Source organism: Bifidobacterium oedipodis (assembly GCF_012932425.1).
Lineage (GTDB): Bacteria > Actinomycetota > Actinomycetes > Actinomycetales > Bifidobacteriaceae > Bifidobacterium > Bifidobacterium oedipodis.
Genome location: NZ_JAAIII010000004.1, coordinates 228669 through 246188 on the forward strand (window position 1 = coordinate 228669; position 17520 = coordinate 246188).

Sequence of the window (17520 nt, forward strand, 5' to 3'; positions counted from 1 at the left end):
GCACAATACCTGAAACGCATGGCGACGTATACCGTTTGTTCATTGGCGACTATGACTCCAAACGTGTTCAATACTGTTCAGATTCATTAATGCTGTGCTGCAAACAGCGCGCACGAACAGCGAACAAGTGAGGACATATGCGCACACGTATTCTGGGAGCCAATGGGCTGGAGGTCTCGGCGATCGGATTGGGCTGCATGGGGTTCACCATGAGCTGGCCGCCGTTTCTGCCTCATGACGAATCCATCACGGTGATCCGCAAGGCCGTCGATGACGGCGTCACGTTCTTCGACACCGCCGAGGTGTACGGACCGTTCACCAATGAAGAGCTGGTCGGCGAAGCGTTGGAACCGGTACGTGACCAGGTTGTTATCGCCACAAAGTTCGGTTTTGATCTGCACGGCGGTCAGGGCGAACTCGATTCATCCGGACGTGTGCAATCGCTTGACAGTCGCCCTGAAACCATCCGCAAGGCGGTGGAGGGATCGCTCAAACGTCTGCGTACCGACCATATCGATCTGCTGTATCAGCATCGCGTTGATCCGAACGTGCCGATTGAGGATGTGGCCGGCACTATGCAGGATCTGATCCGCGAAGGCAAGGTGCTGGGCTGGGGGCTATCGGAGGCGGGCATCTGCACCATCAAGCGCGCACACGCCGTCTGCCCGTTGACTGCCGTGCAAAGCGAATACTCGATGTGGTGGCGCAAGCCTGAGGAACAGTTGCTGGATACCTTGGAGGCCTTGGGGGTCGGATTTGTGCCGTTCAGTCCGTTGGGTAAAGCCATGCTCACCGGACGGTTCGACCGCAACGCGCGATTCGCCGATGACGATTATCGCAGCAAGATTCCGCGCTTCTCCCCCGAAAATCTTGATCACAATGTGGCCTTGGCCGATTACGTACGTTCCTTAGCCGAATCGAAAGGCACGACGCCGGCACGTATCGCGTTGGCGTGGCTGCTTGCACAGAAGCCATGGATCGTGCCGATCCCCGGCACCAAGCACGTGAATCGTTTGGAAGACAATATCGGTGCTGCGGACGTGGAGTTCACCGCAGCCGAACTGGCTGACATTCGGGGGCATCTCGACGCGTTCGAAGTAGCTGGCGCACGCTATCCCGCTTTGCAGGAGAGCCTGACGGGCCGCTGATTAGCCGAACGAACAGTATTTAATCTTTCAATATCACAACAAAGGAGAACATTATGGAAAATCCCAGCAGCTTCCCGATGGGCGAGCCGAACACCGCCTTTGCCCAATACTTCATCGGTCAGAGCTATCTCGCCCCGCTGATTGACGCACCGGAAATCGGCGTGCACAACGTAACCTTTGAGCCCGGATGCCGCAATAATTGGCATATTCACCATGGCTCCCCACAGATCCTCATGGCCGTGGGCGGCCGCGGCTACTACCAGTTCGAAGGCGAGGAGCCGCATGAACTCAAGCCGGGCGAAGCGGTATACGTGCCCGCCGGCACCAAGCACTGGCATGGCGCCGCACCCACCGAGGCATTCGCGCATATCGCGATCATGCTTCCCGGCGAAAACGTCTCCACCGAATGGCTTGAGCCTGTGGAGGATGACGTCTATCTCACGCTCAAGTAACCGCGAGGCTTCGCACACCACCGAAAGTTCCTATCATGCGCACCATGAAAACGGTTTTGGCGGCGGCATGCGTTGTCTTTCTGACTATGACGTTGTCGGCTTGTGGCACGTTGAATACAACCAGCGACGAAACCCTGTCAGCTACGCCGCAATCGTCCGCTGAGCAGGACGATACGAATGCCGACACTGCAGATGCAAACGCAAGCACAGACGCCAGTACAACCGATACCAGCAACGAAACGAGCACCATGTCCAATCAGCAATCTGTGATCACCGTTCAGGATGGCAACGGCACCACCGTGCAGTTCGAGCTTAATGGCAGTTCCGCAGCGAAGGATCTGCTCGCGCAACTGCCGCTGACTGTCGAGGTCGAGGATTTCAGCACGAACGAGAAGATCTTCTACCCCGAGACACTGGACGTCTCCGACACCCCGCTGGCCCAAGTGGCGGTTGGCACGCTGGCCTACTACGAACCGTGGGGCGATGTCGTCATGTTCTTCGACACCTATCGGTCCAACAGCGCCCTCTACGAGCTCGGTCACGTGACCGCCGGCGGCAATGACATCAACCAACTGAGCGGAACCATCACCATCAGCGCTTAAAATTCCGGCAACTCCTCGGAACTGTCATTAAGACACTGAGGCGTTTGGGAACTGCCTGATGCGGCTCACGCAGCGCAATGCATAAGCCGCATCAGGCACCACACTGCGAAGGATACAGATCAGTCAGTCGCGCCTACATTATCGGCCTGTTGAATGCCGCGAAGCATTGCGATTCCTTTTATCACTAGGCGGATGCCGACGAAAAGGCAACAGATGCAAATCGCTGCTCCGGTTGCGGCAGTGGACACTTCACGAAAATCCGCCGAGGTATCAGCCGTACTAAAGGTGTCGATCATCGTGGTCTGGAGAAACAGCAAAGAAATCGCCGCATCGACGAGCCCTAGGCTGCAGATGGCCTGGAAGAGCATATCGTCTTTACGATTCTGCTGTGCAAAACATTTGATTGCAATACCCACTTTGACGAATGTGTATGTAGCCTGCGATATGACGATAATCTGGTTGCCTGGAGCATCGCTGCCACGCGTGATCGTGAGCGTCACCATGCCGATCATGACAATGGTCAACAGGATGATGATCACACCTATGAAGCGCAGCGAGCGAGCGGTGACGACCCGTCGCTTCGGAACTGTGCCATCCACGGATTCTTTTCTCTGCAGCCCTATTCGGACGATCCGCAAACGCATCGAGGCAATAGCCAGGTAATAGCATCCCATGGTGATGAACCATGCTGAAATGCTGCCGACCCCCAATGTAAGGTTCCAAATCGAGTAAAGTGCATTGATTCCAAATGCCCACACCGACGATAGTGACGAGCGGAACAAATCCTCATTCAATAGACGAAAGCCAATTGAATGTCGCTCAATACGCGCTCTGGTTCTGGCGACATTTGTTTTGATTCGCTTGATTGGTTTCATCGTGTCCGGCGCCTTGCGAACAGCAAGCCTATGGCCAACAGTGCAACGGATCCGACAGCCATGCCAAGGAACGCTATGTGCATGCCATGCACGCCTGCTACCGCGCGAGACGGAATCACCGCTCCTCCGGCGCCCATCTCCATCATGGCAACGAACACGACAGTGCCGATGGCACCGGCCGTAGTGCGCAACGAGCTGAACAGCGCGTTCGCGTGTGCGGTATCGGAGGAAGACATACCTTCGGTACCCCAAGTCAGCAGCGGCATCAGCAGACATCCGATGGCAATGCACCGCATTACGTTGAACAGGGCGGCCACCCACAATGGAGTATTCCGCACAACAAGCAGCATGCCGGTATTGCTTGTTACCAGAAGAGCAGCAGCCACCAGTAGCAACGGCCGCATGCCAAAGCGGTCGTACAATTTACCTGCAAGCGGACTGACTACGGCGGAAGCCGCCGATCCAGGCAACACCACCAACGCGGATACCACAGCTGAAGCACCGACGATTGATTGCACATACAAAGGAATGATGGTCGACGATCCCATCATCACCAGGTAGAAGAGCATAACCGCGATGACGCTTATGGTGAAGTTGCGGTTCTCAAACACCCGCAGGTCAAGGAAGGGACGCTCAGCGCGCAACTGCCGGACGGTGAACAATATGCCTGCGATCAGTCCGCATCCCAATTCGACATATGAAGCCACGGTCCCCAGCGAACCCATGCCAAGCGTGATGCCGGACAGGAGGATGACGGACAGGAGGAACGACAACGCATCAAAACGTTGCTGATGCGTTTCCAACACATTGTCGAACGAGACGAACGCCCATACCACCGCGATGAGGATGATAGGCAGCATACCCCAGAAAATCCAACGCCAACCCAGCATATCCACGATGAATCCCGCAAGAATCGGCGCGATCAGTGGCGCCGCGGACACGGACAGCCCGTACCAGCCCATCACTGTGCCTCGGCGTTCCCTGGGATATATAGTCAACAGGATGACCTGCGCCATCGAACCGAGAACGCCATTGCCAAGCGCCTGCAACACACGGCTGACCATCAGGATAAGAAAAGATGGAGAGATGGCGCACATCGCCACGCCAACCGCGTTAAGCAACAGACCGAACACATACAACGGCTTGGTGGGGAAACGCGTGACCAAGAAGGCGGTCAACGGCATGACGACGGCCATGGCAAGCGAATAACCGCTGGTCACCCATTGCCCCTGAATTGCGTCAATGCGCAGGTCTTCAATTAGTGCCGGCAAAGCGGTAGTCATCGACGTAGCCAGCATCGATGTCGCGACGCAAGCCACCACGACATTGAGAAAGATCATCGTCCGCTTATGATCACTTAAATGAGTTCGCACGTAATTCCTCGGAGCATTGTTTGCATACGGCAATTCCCGTAATGCCTAAGGACTACTTGATACCTTTGATCATGGGGATGAGGCCGAGCAGCATCACGATGCCGACGATGCCGACGACGATGCCGGGGATCATCCACTGGGTGAACACCATGGTCAGGCACATGCCCGCACCGAGCACCAACGCGGAGACCAGCGCGTACACACTCACGCCGACGGCTTTGGCATTCCACACGATGGCCGGTTTGCCGTCGAAACGGCGACGCACCATCCATGTGACTAAGAACAGCACCACGCCAATCACGCCAACGACCACGCCAGGCGTGAAGGCGTTCCATTCCGGCAGCAGACACATGCACATGCCCAGCGCGAACACCAGTGCGGAGACGGTGCCGAGTACCAAAGTCACGTAATTTGCTTTGCTCATTATTCTGTTCCTTCGTTCGTTTTGAGAGCTATTGGGCGGGATTCCCGCGTTGCCTGCATCGACGATACGAGCGCGAACCAAGTGATTCAATCACCATTTTCTCGACATGTGTTGGAATAATGAGAGCATGGTGAACGTGAAGAACAACGCCAGGTTCCTGGCCACCGACCAACGCATCGAAGTCGCGGCTTTGGCGCTAATGGACGATTCCGATGCGGCACGATCGATCTCCGTGGCCGCAGTTTGCCGGAAGGCAGGCATCAACAGATCCACGTTCTACGAGCATTTCATCGATTTGGACGACATGTTCGCCGCCATGCAGGAGTATCTCAACGCCGAACTTGCGGAGCAATTCCAACGGGCCGATATGCACGAGCCTCTATCCGAGAATTCACTGCGCATCTATCTGTCACACATCCGACAACACCGCTACTTCTACCGAATCACGCTCAAACACAGCCATCGTCTTCCACTGGATCTCGGCGGCGAAGAACTATGGAAACAACGCATCCGGCCTGCGGGCGAACGCATCGGAATCACGAGTGACAACGAACTCGTCTATTTTCGCGATGCGCTGCTCTCCTCGTTTTCCGCCGTACTGCAACGATGGATCGCAAACGACTGCGCCGACGACATCGAACGCATCACGCTGATCGTCGCCAACATCATTCCACTTGGAATTGCCGAAATTTGATGCCCCGGCGACGAAGCAGACGTTTCATCGTCGGGGCAGGAACGCCAACAGCTTGTCAGATACAACGGCAGAAAGCCAAATACAAAACACTAGGCGCGAGCGGCGGAAACCGATGCGGCGACTGGCGCCTCACTCTCGTTCCAACTCGCCGCGTCACCGATCATGTGCACGATTTTGCCGGCCAACGGCGCCACGATCAGCATCTGAATCGGCAGGGCGATGGTGAAGTTGTAGGGGAACATTGCAAAAAATCCAACAACTGCAGCACCGGTGAATCCGAAGGCCATGATCGCACCGAAAACCGTCATGAACACGGTCATGAGCACCACCATGAGGAATTTGATGGCGATGCCTCTCCAGACCGGACGGTCCTCCTCCTTGCAGAACATACCAGCCAGCTTGCGTGAACTCGGCGTGCAGATACCTAGATCGCAAATCATGCCCACCACATAGGCGAGCGGGAAATTGAACACGGCGTAGCTCCATGCGGCCGCACCCACATCACCGGTGCGCACGCCGTAGTTGAGTGCCGCCATCACATAGATCATGATCGCGGACATGATGAAGCTAAAGAGGATGCCTTCTTTGCCGTTACGGGGCATGGTTCGAGAATTCCTTTCGTTATGGCTTGTTTTCCGGCCCCTCCTGTTGCAACGCAAGGGGGCGCATAACGAAAGTCCGCGGAATGCGGCGATCATAATGGCGACTTCCTGGCAAACGGGTCGAACCGTCGTGTCGGGGGCCGCTTGCAACGTGTTACTTTAGCAGACCATGCAACTACGGCAGCCTGTTTCGGGAGTGTCGTGAAGCCGCATCATGCTCTCCTATGTCCGTATTGCACTCTCTACTTCCACTTCACCGCACGGAACCAACGAGACGGCGTTCGGCGGGGATTTCCGGTTCGTTGAACGCGGCAAGTTCGGCAGGCATTTCGGCTTGTGGGTCATCTACCTCAATGAGATTGCTGTAGTACCTGATGCGCCCTTCAAGCACGCCATCGTAGAATTCCTGCTTGGCGTCGATATAGTCGATGCTGCGCTGGATTTCAGCCATACGCTGTTCGAGAATCTGCCGTTTGGCTTCGAGAATCTGTTTACGCTCGGGAATCGACGATTCGCCCTTGAGGCACAACTCGAGGTATTCCTTCATCTCGGCGGTGCCCATGCCACAGGCGCGCAAGCAATTGAGGGCACTGATCCATGCGATATTCTTCTCATCGAATACCCGATGATTGTTCTCGTCACGATGCACGTTCGGCACCAGACCGGCCTTGCAGTAGAACTTCAACGTTTCGTAGCTCATGTTGACGAGCTTGCAGGCTTCCTTCATCGAATACATCGCTGCATCCCTCCTAGCAACACCCGTAACGATCTTCGCAACGGCGTGTCGCCGATTTGACCGGTAACGACTACCGGCTCGTATGGTCAACAGTAACACATCAACCACAACCATCATGAAGGAGTTCACCATGAACACCATCACTCTGAGTAACGGCGTGGAAGTCCCCCAGCTGGGATTCGGCGTCTTCCAGATCCCGCAGGATCAGACCGCGCAGGCTGTGCGCGACGCCGTCGAAGTCGGCTACCGTCATATCGACACTGCGCAGTCGTATTTCAACGAGGCCCAGGTGGGCGAGGGCGTCGCCACCTGCGGTATCGACCGCAAGGAACTGTTCATCACCACCAAGGTATGGATCGAGCACTACGGCTATGAGAACGCCAAGGTCTCGCTTGAGGAGTCGTTCAAGAAGCTGAACCTCGACTATATCGATCTGGTGCTGCTGCACCAGCCTTTCGCCGATTATTACGGTGCATGGCGCGCGCTGGAGGAGTTCTACCGCGACGGCCGCATCCGCGCCATCGGCGTGAGCAACTTCAATCCCGGCCGCCTAGCCGACATCGCCGCGTTCAATGACATCGCGCCGATGGTCAACCAGGTCGAGACCAACCCGTTCCACCAGCAAGTTGCCGCGCATGAGAACATGGTCGCCCGCCATGTAGCGCATGAGGCGTGGGCACCGTTCGGCGAGGGCCGTAATGGTCTGTTTGACAACCCCGTGCTCGCCCGCATCGGCGAGGCGCACGGCAAGTCCGTGGCGCAGGTGGTGCTGCGCTGGCTGATGCAGCGCGACGTCATCGCACTGGCCAAGTCCACCCACAAAGAGCGCATGGCCGAGAACTTCGACATCTTCGATTTCGAACTGTCTGCCGAGGAGATGGCCACCATCGCCACGCTCGACAGCCACACCAGTCTGTTCTTCGACCACGATGCGCCTGAAACCGTCGACAAGTTCGTAAAGATGGTCGCCGATCGCCGCGGCCGCGCCTGATCGAGCTTCACCATCGCCCACCAGCCATGCACAAAGGGTATCGTACACCCCATGTTTCAGACATTTGATTGACCGTAACACCCACCATATGCTGACAGCTACACCTGTCATCCCAAGCGAAGCACCCCGTCATCCCGAGCGGAGTCGAGGGATCTCCAATGAGATGCTTCGACTCCGCTGCGCTCCGCTCAGCATGACGAACGAGCAGGGCGATGCCCGTCGACCACCACAACCAGATATACCGGATCACCCAAGGAGACCGCCATGAAGAAAATCACAGCCACAGCCATGAGCATCGTGCTCGCGGCGAGCCTTACCGCCTGCAGCGGAAGCTCGCAAGACTCTGTTGACAATTCGGCATCTTCCCAATCGAGCTCGTCCAGTTCATCTGCTGCCAAGGGTGATGGCTCAACGCTGGTCGTGTACTACTCGGCACAAGGTCACACGGAAAAGGTCGCGCAGAGCATCGCGAACGCCACCGGCGCCGGCACCTTCGTCATCGAACCCGCACAACCGTACAGTGAGGACGATCTCGACTGGACGAACGACAGCAGCCGCGTCTCCGTCGAACATGACAACCCCGATCAGCGTGATGTGGAGTTGAAAACCACCAAAGTACCGAACTGGGACTCCTACACGACCGTATTCATCGGATATCCGATCTGGTGGGGCATCGCCGCATGGCCGGTCGACACCTTCGTCAAGGCGAACGATTTCTCCGGCAAGACGGTCATCCCGTTCTGCACCTCCGCCAGCTCCGGCATGGGCTCGAGCGGCACCCAGTTGGCCGAACTCGCCGGAACCGGCGACTGGCAGGAAGGCCAGCGCTTCTCATCCAGCGCCTCCGAGTCGGAAGTCAGAGACTGGGTGAACGGCTTGGGAATCTGATCTATTAAAGCGTGATATTGGAAAAGGAGACATGACTTTGAATACGGTAAATACAGTAACTTTGAACAACGGTGTGGAGATGCCGATGGAAGGCTTCGGCGTTTTCCAAGTAGACGATCTGGAAGTCTGCGAACATACGGTTTCGAATGCGCTCTCCGTGGGCTACCGACTTATTGATACCGCATACAGCTATAAAAACGAGCAGGCGGTAGGGAACGCAATTCATAAGAGCGGCATTCCACGAGAAGACATTTTCGTCACCTCAAAAGCCTTTATTCAGCAAATGGGGTATGGCAAAACAAAGGCTGCTTTTTCGATACCTTGGAACAGCTTGGGCTGGACTATCTTGACCTCTACCTGATTCATATGCCGTTCGGCGACTATTACGGCGCATGGCGTGCGATGGAGGAGCTGTATCACGAAGGCCGTATTCGTGCCATCGGCATCAGCAACTTCCTGCCGGATCGCGTAATTGACCTGTGCAACAACGCCAACGTAATCCCCGCAGTCAACCAACTGGAGCTGCATCCGTTCTATCAGCGAGAGGACGAATTGGCGATCCTGAGGGAATACGGAATCACACCGCAGGCATGGGCACCTTTTGCAGAAGGTATGAACGGAATGTTCACCAATCCTGTTCTTGTCGAAATCGCAAGGTTACACAATAAAACCGTCGCACAGACTATTTTGCGCTGGAACCTCCAGCGTGGGGTTTCCGTTATTCCAAAGTCTGTCCATAAAAACCGTATGGAGGAGAATTTCGCCGTCTGGGATTTTGAGCTGACATCCGATGAGATGCGCACAATCGCAACGCTTGACTTGGGACATCCGCAAATGCTCGACCCGCTGAAGCCCAGTGAAGTACACCGCGTTTATGACTATCTGAACAATCCTGTACTGACAAGTCTGGATTAGACGAACATGTTTCCCCATAGTTTTAGTTCGTGTGCAGGCCGTATGAGATAGGATTAATCCCGATTTATCAGCCGATTTGTTTCGAGAGGTGTGGCATGAGCGATATCGTCATCCGAGAGGCGAGCGCACACGATCTGCCGAGAATCGTTGAGTTACTAGCGGATGACGACTTGGGACGCCTGCGCGAGAAAAGCACATCTCCGATCCCGCAATACTATGTCGACGCCTTCAACCGCATCGCGGGCGATGATGATAATCTCATTCTCGTCGCCTGCGAAGGAGAAACCGTCGTGGGCACCTTGCAAATCACGTTCACGCAATACCTATCGCGCAAAGGCAGTCTTCGGGCGACCATCGAAAGCGTCCGCGTGGCACACGACAAAAGGGATCTCGGCATCGGTTCAATACTGCTCAAGCACGCAATTAACCTCGCCTCGGCGCGAGGATGTTCGCTGGTGCAGCTCACCACCGATAAAACACGAACGAACGCACACCGCTTCTACGAAAAGCTCGGCTTCCGCCCTACGCACGAAGGAATGAAACTGTATCTCTCAAAATAACAGACAACTTTGTCCGGTTTTCCCATACCTTGTTGTTATGGCGCGATGCGCGTGTATGGCATTGGATTATCGATTCTGATGGGTTGATACTGGGGCGAACGGCGGATATGAGACGCCGACGAACAAACGCTCGGTATTGACACCGACGAATTCGAGAAGGATCCGCACCATGACCGACTCTTTTCACAGCCTTCACCGTGGTCTCTCATCCTTGCTTGCTGTCGTCTGTCTGACGACGTTCGGCATCGGAACGCTTGCAGCATGCGAATCTGGGCGAACGACCACCGTGCAGAGCAGCGAATCCCACGAATCAGGTGAAACACACGAGCAGAACAGCGAGACCACCATGAACGACACCATCCGTCGATTCGATTTCGATACGCATACTGTGGAACTCAACAATGGCATCACGATGCCGATTAATGGGCTAGGCACATATAGTCTGCATGGCGATGAATGCATCAATGCCGTCAAAGCCGCGTTGAATTCCGGCGTGCGACTTATCGACACGGCCCATGCCTACGGCAACGAACAGGAGATCGGCCAAGCGATCCGCGAATCCAGTGTGCCACGCGAAGAGATCTTCGTCATCACCAAACTGTATCCCAACCAGTTCAGCGACGCTGCAGCGGCGATCGACGAAGCGTTGGATAATCTCAACATCGGCTATATCGACATGATGCTGCTGCACCATCCGGGCACGGATGACGTCGCGGCATATCATGCGATTGAAGACGCAATCGAAGCCGGCAACGTGCATGCGGCAGGATTGTCGAATTGGTATGTGGACGAGTTGAAGGAGTTCCTGCCGCAGGTCGATGTCACGCCGGCGTTGGTGCAGAACGAGATTCATCCGTATTACCAGGAGAACGACGTTATCCCGTATATCCAGAATCTCGGCATCGTGGTGCAAGGCTGGTATCCGTTCGGCGGACGCGGCCATACCAGCGAGATGTTCGCCGACGAGATGCTCAACGATATTGCCCAAGCACATGGCGTATCGCCGGCACAGGTCATTCTGCGTTGGAATCTGCAGAAAGGCGTGGTGGTGATTCCCGGTTCCAGCAATCCAGACCACATTCGTGAGAACACGGAAATCTACGATTTCAAGCTCTCCGACGACGAGATGAACCGCATCAATGCGCTCGACCGCGACGAGAAGCACGACTGGTATTAATCAAATCTGGCTTCATACCAAACAATCTCACATTCGTGCAACGGCGGATCGATCGACTGTTTCATAGTCGACTGATCCGCCGTTTGCTTACCCGTCGCATTCACTGAGCTTCATTCCCGGACTTGTTTGTCACGTAGTCTTTGACAGCAGAAAGGAAATGCTCGGCAGTTTTAGTGAAACGTCGCCCCGGCTTCCAAGCCATGACCATTTTCGCCGGCAGGTTCGGGCTCAGCGGACGGAACACGATATCGGAGTCCTTCGGCAATCCCACAATCCCATCGAGGCACAGCGCGTAGCCAAGTCCTTCGGAGACCATCAACGCCGCGTTGTTAACGAGGTTGTAGGTACCGACAACATGCAGTTCGCGTTCGTCCGCGCCAACCCATCGCATCAGACAATCATCGAAGCGCGTTTGCCTGGAGATGATCAACGGAAGTGGTTTTACATCGTCGGCGGTAACGGCATCCTTGCGCGCCAGCTCGCAGTCGCGCGGCATGAGCACGCCCCAGCGGTCTTCTACGGGCAGCCGGCAGGTGGCGTATTTCGACATATCATACGGTTCGAACAGAAGCGCAAAATCCAATAGTCCGGAGTCGAGTCGCGGGATCAGATCCTCGGCGTCGCCGCTGTAGATATGGAATTTCGTCTGTGGACACAGTCGTTGCAGATTACGCGCCGCGCGCAGAATAATGCGCATCGAATCGCTTTCCGCAGCACCGATGTACACCGGCCCGGCCACCGGCTGATCCCATGACGTAACCTCCAGTTCGGTGCGCTCCGCCAGCGCAATAATCTCTTCGGCACGTTCCCGCACGAATTCTCCGGCCGGCGTCAACGTGACATAACGACTACCACGTTCGAATAGCTGCACACCAAGTTTGTCCTCAAGTTCATGCATCTGCCGCGACAACGCAGGCTGTGATATGGCGAGATATTCGGCGGCCGCTGTGATGTTCCGCTCTTCAGCAACCGCAAGAAAGTAACGCAACTGCCGCAAATCCATGACGCTCCTCCTTGTCAAGCAAAACACTCGACCATAATCCATAAGTTTTTGTTATAGACACCAGTATTTCAAAACATTGGATTATGGATTTGTTGTGCTTCAGAATATCAGACATCCCCACACGGGACAACCGACCAACACGACAATCAACGGGACCGCACCCGCTCATTACAAGGAGAAAACCACCTATGGGCAACACCACCGCGAAACTGTTCGAACCGATGACACTGCGCGGACTGACTATACGCAACCGCATCTGGATGCCGGCCATGGACACCTATTCCGCCGACAAGCTCACCGGCATGCCGAATCAGTTCCATCAGCAGCATTATGTGTCGCGCGCGTACGGCGGGTTCGGCATGATCGTCACCGAGGCGACCGCCGTTTCCAAGGACGGCCTGATCTCCCCGCATGACGTGGGTCTGTGGACCGAGGAACAGGCGCAGGCTTGGACCGCCGTGACGGATGGCGTGCATCAGGCGGGTGGTGCGATCGCCGTGCAGCTCGACCATTCAGGACGCAAGGGCTCCACCGGATCATTCCGCGACGGATATCTCGATCAGAGCGTGCCGGTTGCGGACGGCGGCTGGCAGACCGTGGCCCCCAGTCCGATCGCCTTCGGCCATTACGCCCAGCCGCGCGAACTGACCGTCGACGAGATCCATACCATCGTGCGCGATTTCGGCAAATCCGCCGCACTGGCAGTCAAAGCCGGCTTCGATGCGATTCAACTGCATGGTGCCCACGGCTATCTCATCTCGCAGTTCCTCGACCCGTTGAGCAACCGCCGCACCGACGAATACGGTGGCAGTTTGGAGAACCGCCAGCGCTTTCTCGTGGAACTCGTCGACGAAGTACGCGCGGCGATTCCCGACACCATGCCGCTGATCGTGCGTATCTCCGCCACGGATTGGGCCGAAAACGGCTGGGATCTCGAACAGACCGTCGACACGGCCCGTGTGATGAAAGAACACGGCGTCGATTTGATGGATGTCTCCACCGGCGGCATTGTCTCCGACGTTACCATTCCGGCAAAGCCCGGATATCAGGTGTCATTCGCCGCTGCGGTACGCGAACAGGCCGGCATCCCGACCACGGCCGTAGGTCTGATCCTCGAGACAAAGCAGGCCGAGACAATTCTCGAAAACGGCGAAGCCGATGCCATCGAAGTCGGACGCCTGTCACTGCGCGACCCGTATTGGCCGCTGCGCGCCGCACACGAGCTGGGGATTCCCGCCGATCAGGCACCCTATCAGCCGCAATACGCGGCAGGAGCATACCGCTGATGAGTACGACAACGACAGCAAAATCCTCCAACACCACTATCAGTATCAACCATTCCGGTGACCCCGACACATCCGATACCGTCAACGTCTCCGAGACAATCAATGCTTCCGAGGCGACCGGCATCACCTTAAACGACATCCTGCGCAGCCTGCATGACGACGCGGCACCGACCCCACAACGGGAGGCAGCAATCATGGACGTCTGTCAGGAGAGCATGCGTCTGGCGTCGCTGCTTAACACGGCATACCACTCCCCTGATGAGATCCGCAGTATCATGCAGCAGCTCACCGGCAAGCCAATAGATCCGTCCTTCCGTATGTTTCCGCCATTCCAAGCCGATTTCGGCAAAAACATCACCATCGGCAAAAACGTGTTCATTAACTCGGGCTGCCGGTTCCAAGATCAGGGCGGCATCGACATCGGCGACGGCACCCTGATCGGGCACAACGTCGTGCTGGCGACAATCAACCACGATCTGTCGCCGGACAACGACCGTCGCAACCATTACGCGCCGATCACCATCAAAGACCACGTGTGGATCGGCTCCAACGCGACCATTCTGCCCGGAGTCACCATCGGCTCCTGGTCGGTGGTCGCAGCCGGCGCGGTCGTCACACACGATGTGCCACCGTTCACCGTCGTGGGCGGCGTGCCAGCCCACACGCTTCACACCATCGACCCACACGAACACAAAGGGCAACATACAACAACCCATCGTTCGCCGAATCCGCCGAAGCCCCACACCGACATCAATAGCCACGCCTGAACAACCGGAAAGTAAAGAACATCATGCTGGAAATCAACATGGATGACGTCATCGCGACCATCCGATCCGTACAGCCGCAACTCATCGTCGTCATCGCAGCACTGCTGGTAGCGCTTGTGGCAACCATCGCGGTCAACCGCACAACCGTTGCCGATCAGGGCACACGGAAACTCACTCATGCGACTGTATGGGTGGTCGCAGTCACGGCGGTGATCGTCGCGGTCAATCTAATGCTCACCGGACCGCTCAGCTCCATGATCACCATGGCGACGGGCACACGCTACGAGCTTTCGCAAAAGACCATCGAAACCACCAATGATCTTGCGGTCGATATCGAACGCGAGGGCATCACACTGTTGCAGAACAACGACAATATGCTGCCGTTGGCTGACACGGATGCGATCAACGTGTTCGGATGGGCCTCGACGAATCCCGTGTACGGTGGTACCGGTTCCGGAGCATTGTCCGATGCCTACGACACCACGTCGCTGCTGGACGGACTGCATATGAGCGGGTTCAAGACCAACGACAGATTGACCGACTTCTACACCGATTACGCAACGACCAGAGGTGATGACACGATCACCAGCACCGACTGGACGCTGCCGGAGCCGCCGGCCTCCGACTACTCCGACGATCTGATCTCCGATGCACAAGACTTCTCCGACACAGCGATGGTCGTGATCAGCCGTGTGGGCGGCGAAGGCTCGGATCTGCCCGACGACATGAACGCCACCGATCACACCTTCGACGATGATTCCAACAACCCGAAGGCCGCGACGTACACCGATAATTCCACGGAGTACAAGGATTTTCCCGAGGGCTCGCATTATCTGGAGCTCAGCCAGTCGGAACGCGACATGATCGATCTGGTCACCGCGCATTTCGATGATGTGGTGTTGGCATACAACGGCGCGAACACCTTCGAGCTGGGTTTTGTGGAGCAATACCCGCAGATCAAGTCCGTGTTGTGGGCGCCCCATCCGGGTCAGGCCGGTTTCGCGGCGCTCGGCGAAGTGCTGCGCGGCACAACCAATCCGTCCGGCAAAACCGCCGATACCTTCGTACGCGATCTGACACAAACCCCCTCCTATGAGAACTTCGGCGACTTTCCCTATGACAACGTCAGTGAATTCACCGTCGATACCACCCGTGGCAAGCGCACGCCGGCGTTCGTGAACTACGTCGAAGGCATCTACGTCGGCTATCGCTTCTATGAAACGGCCGCCGAGGAAGGTGCCATTGACTACAACGCGACCGTGCAGTATCCGTTCGGCTATGGTCTGAGCTACACCACCTTCAACCAGAACATGGGAGAGGTAACCTACGACGAGGAGACCGGCACGATCGGCTTCGACGTGACGGTGACCAACACCGGCGAAGTCACAGGCAAGGACGTCATCGAGGCGTATGTCAACCCGCCCTACACCGACGGAGACATCGAGAAGGCGAGCGCCAATCTAGTCGCGTTCGAGAAAACCGACGAAATCAAGCCGGGAGCATCGCAGACCGTGCATATCGAATTCGATGATGACGACATGGCCTCCTACGATTACCGCGACGCGAAAGCCTACGTGTTGGAAGGCGGCGACTATGGCGTCTCGATTCGCTCCGATTCCCATTCAGTCATCGACGAGCAGACGGTCGTCGTGCCGCAGACCATCGTCTACGATTCCGAAAACAACACGCATGATGGCGACCAGACGGTAGCGACCAACGTGTTCGACGAGGCGGCCGGCGATGTGACCTATCTGAGCCGTGCGAACCGTTTCGCCAACTACGATCAGGCCACCGCAGCTCCGACCGATTTCTCGATGAGTGACGATGCCAAAGCGACGTTCGTCAACTTGAGCAACTCCGATCCGTCTCAATCCGACAATCCTGACGACCAGATGCCAACGACGAACGCCGACAACGGACTGCGTCTGGTGGATCTTCGGGGCGTGGACTACGACGACAAACAATGGGATCTGCTGCTCGATCAGTTGAATTTCGACGAGATGGACGATCTGATCGCCGACGCCGGGTATCAGAATGCGGCGATCCGTTCGATCGGCAAAATCCGCCTGTCCGACGTGGATGGCCCGGCCGCGCTGAAGGACAATTTCACCGGCGTCAGCTCCATCGGTCTGCCTGCGAACATCGTGGTGGCATGCACCTGGAATAAGAATCTTGCCCGCGCCTATGGCGAAACCATCGGCGATATGGCGCATGAAATCAATGTCTCCGGCTGGTATGCGCCTTCAGTGAACATCCACCGCTCGGCATTCGGCGGCCGTAACTTCGAGTACTTCTCGGAGGACCCGCTGCTGACAGGCGAACTTGCCGCCGAACAGGTCGTCGGCGCGAAAAGCCGCGGCGTCTACTCGTTCACCAAGCATTTCGCCTTGAACGAGCAGGAGACGAGACGCAACAGCCAACTGTGCACTTGGGCCAACGAGCAGTCGATCCGTGAAATCTATCTGAAGCCGTTCGAGACGATCGTCAAGGCCTCCGGCGATGCACAGGCTCTCATGGGTTCGTTCAACTACATCGGAAGCATCTATTCAAGCGCGCACAGCGGTCTGAACGAAACCGTGCTGCGCGACGAATGGGGGTTCAAGGGTTTCCTGGAAACGGATTACTTCTCCGGCGCGCTGTACGGATACCAGGATGCCGATCAGCTCATCCGTAACGGAACCGACGCGATGCTTGCCTCCACTGAAACAACCAATCACATCGACAGCAAGTCGGCGACTTCACTGATCGCCATGCGCCGCGCCGCCCACAACATCCTGTACACCACGGTGAACAGCTGGCGGTACGAGAACGGCGAACCGGAGCAGTCCATGCCAGTCTGGCAGATTGTTCTAGTCGGCGCAGATGCCACGCTTGGCGTGCTGCTGGCGGGGTTGGAGATTCTGGCTGTACGGCGTTTCATGAAACGTCGTCAGGCGGCAATCCGCTGATCTCATCTTTGACAGATTTGCAACCGTAATCATCAATTGAAAATAACCAAACCATAAACAATCAACAACACATAACAAG

General features: G+C 56.4%; 19 protein-coding genes. 13 read left to right on the plus strand and 6 right to left on the minus strand.

What is annotated here, in order from left to right; translation table 11 throughout:
- Positions 1-137: 137 nt before the first annotated feature.
- Genes G1C95_RS07890 through G1C95_RS12415 form a run of 3 tightly spaced genes read left to right on the plus strand, consistent with a single transcriptional unit; the run spans position 138 to position 2202 of the window.
- On the plus strand, positions 138-1148 hold the full coding sequence (locus G1C95_RS07890) for an aldo/keto reductase (protein ID WP_169172404.1): 1011 nt from the start codon (positions 138-140) through the stop codon (positions 1146-1148).
- Between the two features lie 53 nt (positions 1149-1201).
- On the plus strand, positions 1202-1600 hold the full coding sequence (locus tag G1C95_RS07895; RefSeq protein ID WP_169172405.1) for a cupin domain-containing protein: 399 nt from the start codon (positions 1202-1204) through the stop codon (positions 1598-1600).
- A gap of 35 nt (positions 1601-1635) precedes the next feature.
- Positions 1636-2202: a cyclophilin-like fold protein gene (locus G1C95_RS12415; protein ID WP_205832760.1), complete on the plus strand. Its 567-nt coding sequence runs from the start codon at positions 1636-1638 to the stop codon at positions 2200-2202.
- A 119-nt stretch (positions 2203-2321) separates the two neighbouring features.
- Here G1C95_RS12415 and G1C95_RS07905 read toward each other — a convergent pair whose 3' ends face one another.
- From G1C95_RS07905 to G1C95_RS07915, 3 genes are all read right to left on the minus strand, one after another.
- Positions 2322-3077 carry a hypothetical protein gene (locus G1C95_RS07905; protein ID WP_169172406.1) on the minus strand — a complete coding sequence of 252 codons (756 nt, stop codon included), beginning with the start codon at positions 3075-3077 and terminating at the stop codon, positions 2322-2324.
- A complete protein-coding gene (locus G1C95_RS07910) occupies positions 3074-4417 on the minus strand; it encodes a DHA2 family efflux MFS transporter permease subunit (RefSeq protein ID WP_169172407.1) in 1344 nt (447 codons plus the stop codon). Before G1C95_RS07910 ends, G1C95_RS07905 begins: the two co-directional genes overlap by 4 nt.
- 85 nt (positions 4418-4502) lie before the next feature.
- Positions 4503-4874, minus strand: coding sequence for a hypothetical protein (locus G1C95_RS07915; protein ID WP_169172408.1), 372 nt, complete (start codon positions 4872-4874; stop codon positions 4503-4505).
- Positions 4875-5001: 127 nt separating this feature from the next.
- Between G1C95_RS07915 and G1C95_RS07920 the strand changes: the two genes are divergently transcribed.
- Positions 5002-5568, plus strand: coding sequence for a TetR/AcrR family transcriptional regulator (locus G1C95_RS07920; protein WP_169172409.1), 567 nt, complete (start codon positions 5002-5004; stop codon positions 5566-5568).
- Between the two features lie 89 nt (positions 5569-5657).
- On the opposite strand, the gene G1C95_RS07925 is transcribed toward G1C95_RS07920, so the two are convergent.
- Entirely contained in the window at positions 5658-6170 is a 513-nt protein-coding gene (locus G1C95_RS07925; protein WP_205832761.1) for a DUF2798 domain-containing protein, read from the minus strand.
- A gap of 253 nt (positions 6171-6423) precedes the next feature.
- Positions 6424-6906, minus strand: a complete 483-nt coding sequence (locus G1C95_RS07930) for a MerR family transcriptional regulator (RefSeq protein WP_169172410.1) — start codon at positions 6904-6906, stop codon at positions 6424-6426.
- Positions 6907-7036: 130 nt separating this feature from the next.
- Here G1C95_RS07930 and G1C95_RS07935 point away from each other — a divergent pair, with 130 nt between their 5' ends.
- The 6 genes from G1C95_RS07935 to G1C95_RS07955 all read left to right on the plus strand — a co-directional run bounded on the left by G1C95_RS07935 (position 7037) and on the right by G1C95_RS07955 (position 11437).
- Complete coding sequence (locus G1C95_RS07935; protein WP_169172411.1) at positions 7037-7897, plus strand: aldo/keto reductase; 861 nt, start codon at positions 7037-7039, stop codon at positions 7895-7897.
- 264 nt (positions 7898-8161) lie between these two features.
- A complete protein-coding gene (locus G1C95_RS07940; protein WP_169172412.1) occupies positions 8162-8785 on the plus strand; it encodes a flavodoxin in 624 nt (207 codons plus the stop codon).
- Between the two features lie 31 nt (positions 8786-8816).
- On the plus strand, positions 8817-9146 hold the full coding sequence (locus G1C95_RS12650) for an aldo/keto reductase (protein WP_205832762.1): 330 nt from the start codon (positions 8817-8819) through the stop codon (positions 9144-9146).
- Positions 9107-9700 carry an aldo/keto reductase gene (locus G1C95_RS07945; RefSeq protein WP_205832763.1) on the plus strand — a complete coding sequence of 198 codons (594 nt, stop codon included), beginning with the start codon at positions 9107-9109 and terminating at the stop codon, positions 9698-9700. The genes G1C95_RS12650 and G1C95_RS07945 overlap by 40 nt, the downstream gene beginning before the upstream one ends.
- Positions 9701-9795: 95 nt before the next feature.
- On the plus strand, positions 9796-10260 hold the full coding sequence (locus G1C95_RS07950) for a GNAT family N-acetyltransferase (RefSeq protein WP_169172413.1): 465 nt from the start codon (positions 9796-9798) through the stop codon (positions 10258-10260).
- Positions 10261-10429: 169 nt separating this feature from the next.
- On the plus strand, positions 10430-11437 hold the full coding sequence (locus tag G1C95_RS07955; protein WP_205832764.1) for an aldo/keto reductase: 1008 nt from the start codon (positions 10430-10432) through the stop codon (positions 11435-11437).
- Between the two features lie 100 nt (positions 11438-11537).
- On the opposite strand, the gene G1C95_RS07960 is transcribed toward G1C95_RS07955, so the two are convergent.
- Positions 11538-12440: a LysR family transcriptional regulator gene (locus G1C95_RS07960; RefSeq protein WP_169172414.1), complete on the minus strand. Its 903-nt coding sequence runs from the start codon at positions 12438-12440 to the stop codon at positions 11538-11540.
- 188 nt (positions 12441-12628) lie between these two features.
- Between G1C95_RS07960 and G1C95_RS07965 the strand changes: the two genes are divergently transcribed.
- The 3 genes from G1C95_RS07965 to G1C95_RS07975 are packed head-to-tail and all read left to right on the plus strand — an operon-like array spanning position 12629 to position 17441.
- Positions 12629-13726: an NADH:flavin oxidoreductase/NADH oxidase gene (locus G1C95_RS07965; protein WP_169172415.1), complete on the plus strand. Its 1098-nt coding sequence runs from the start codon at positions 12629-12631 to the stop codon at positions 13724-13726.
- The gene (locus G1C95_RS07970; RefSeq protein WP_205832765.1) at positions 13726-14493 is read left to right on the plus strand and encodes a DapH/DapD/GlmU-related protein; all 768 of its coding nucleotides are present in this window, start codon (positions 13726-13728) and stop codon (positions 14491-14493) included. The genes G1C95_RS07965 and G1C95_RS07970 overlap by 1 nt, the downstream gene beginning before the upstream one ends.
- Before the next feature lie 23 nt (positions 14494-14516).
- Positions 14517-17441, plus strand: coding sequence for a glycoside hydrolase family 3 C-terminal domain-containing protein (locus G1C95_RS07975; protein ID WP_169172416.1), 2925 nt, complete (start codon positions 14517-14519; stop codon positions 17439-17441).
- Positions 17442-17520: the final 79 nt, after the last annotated feature.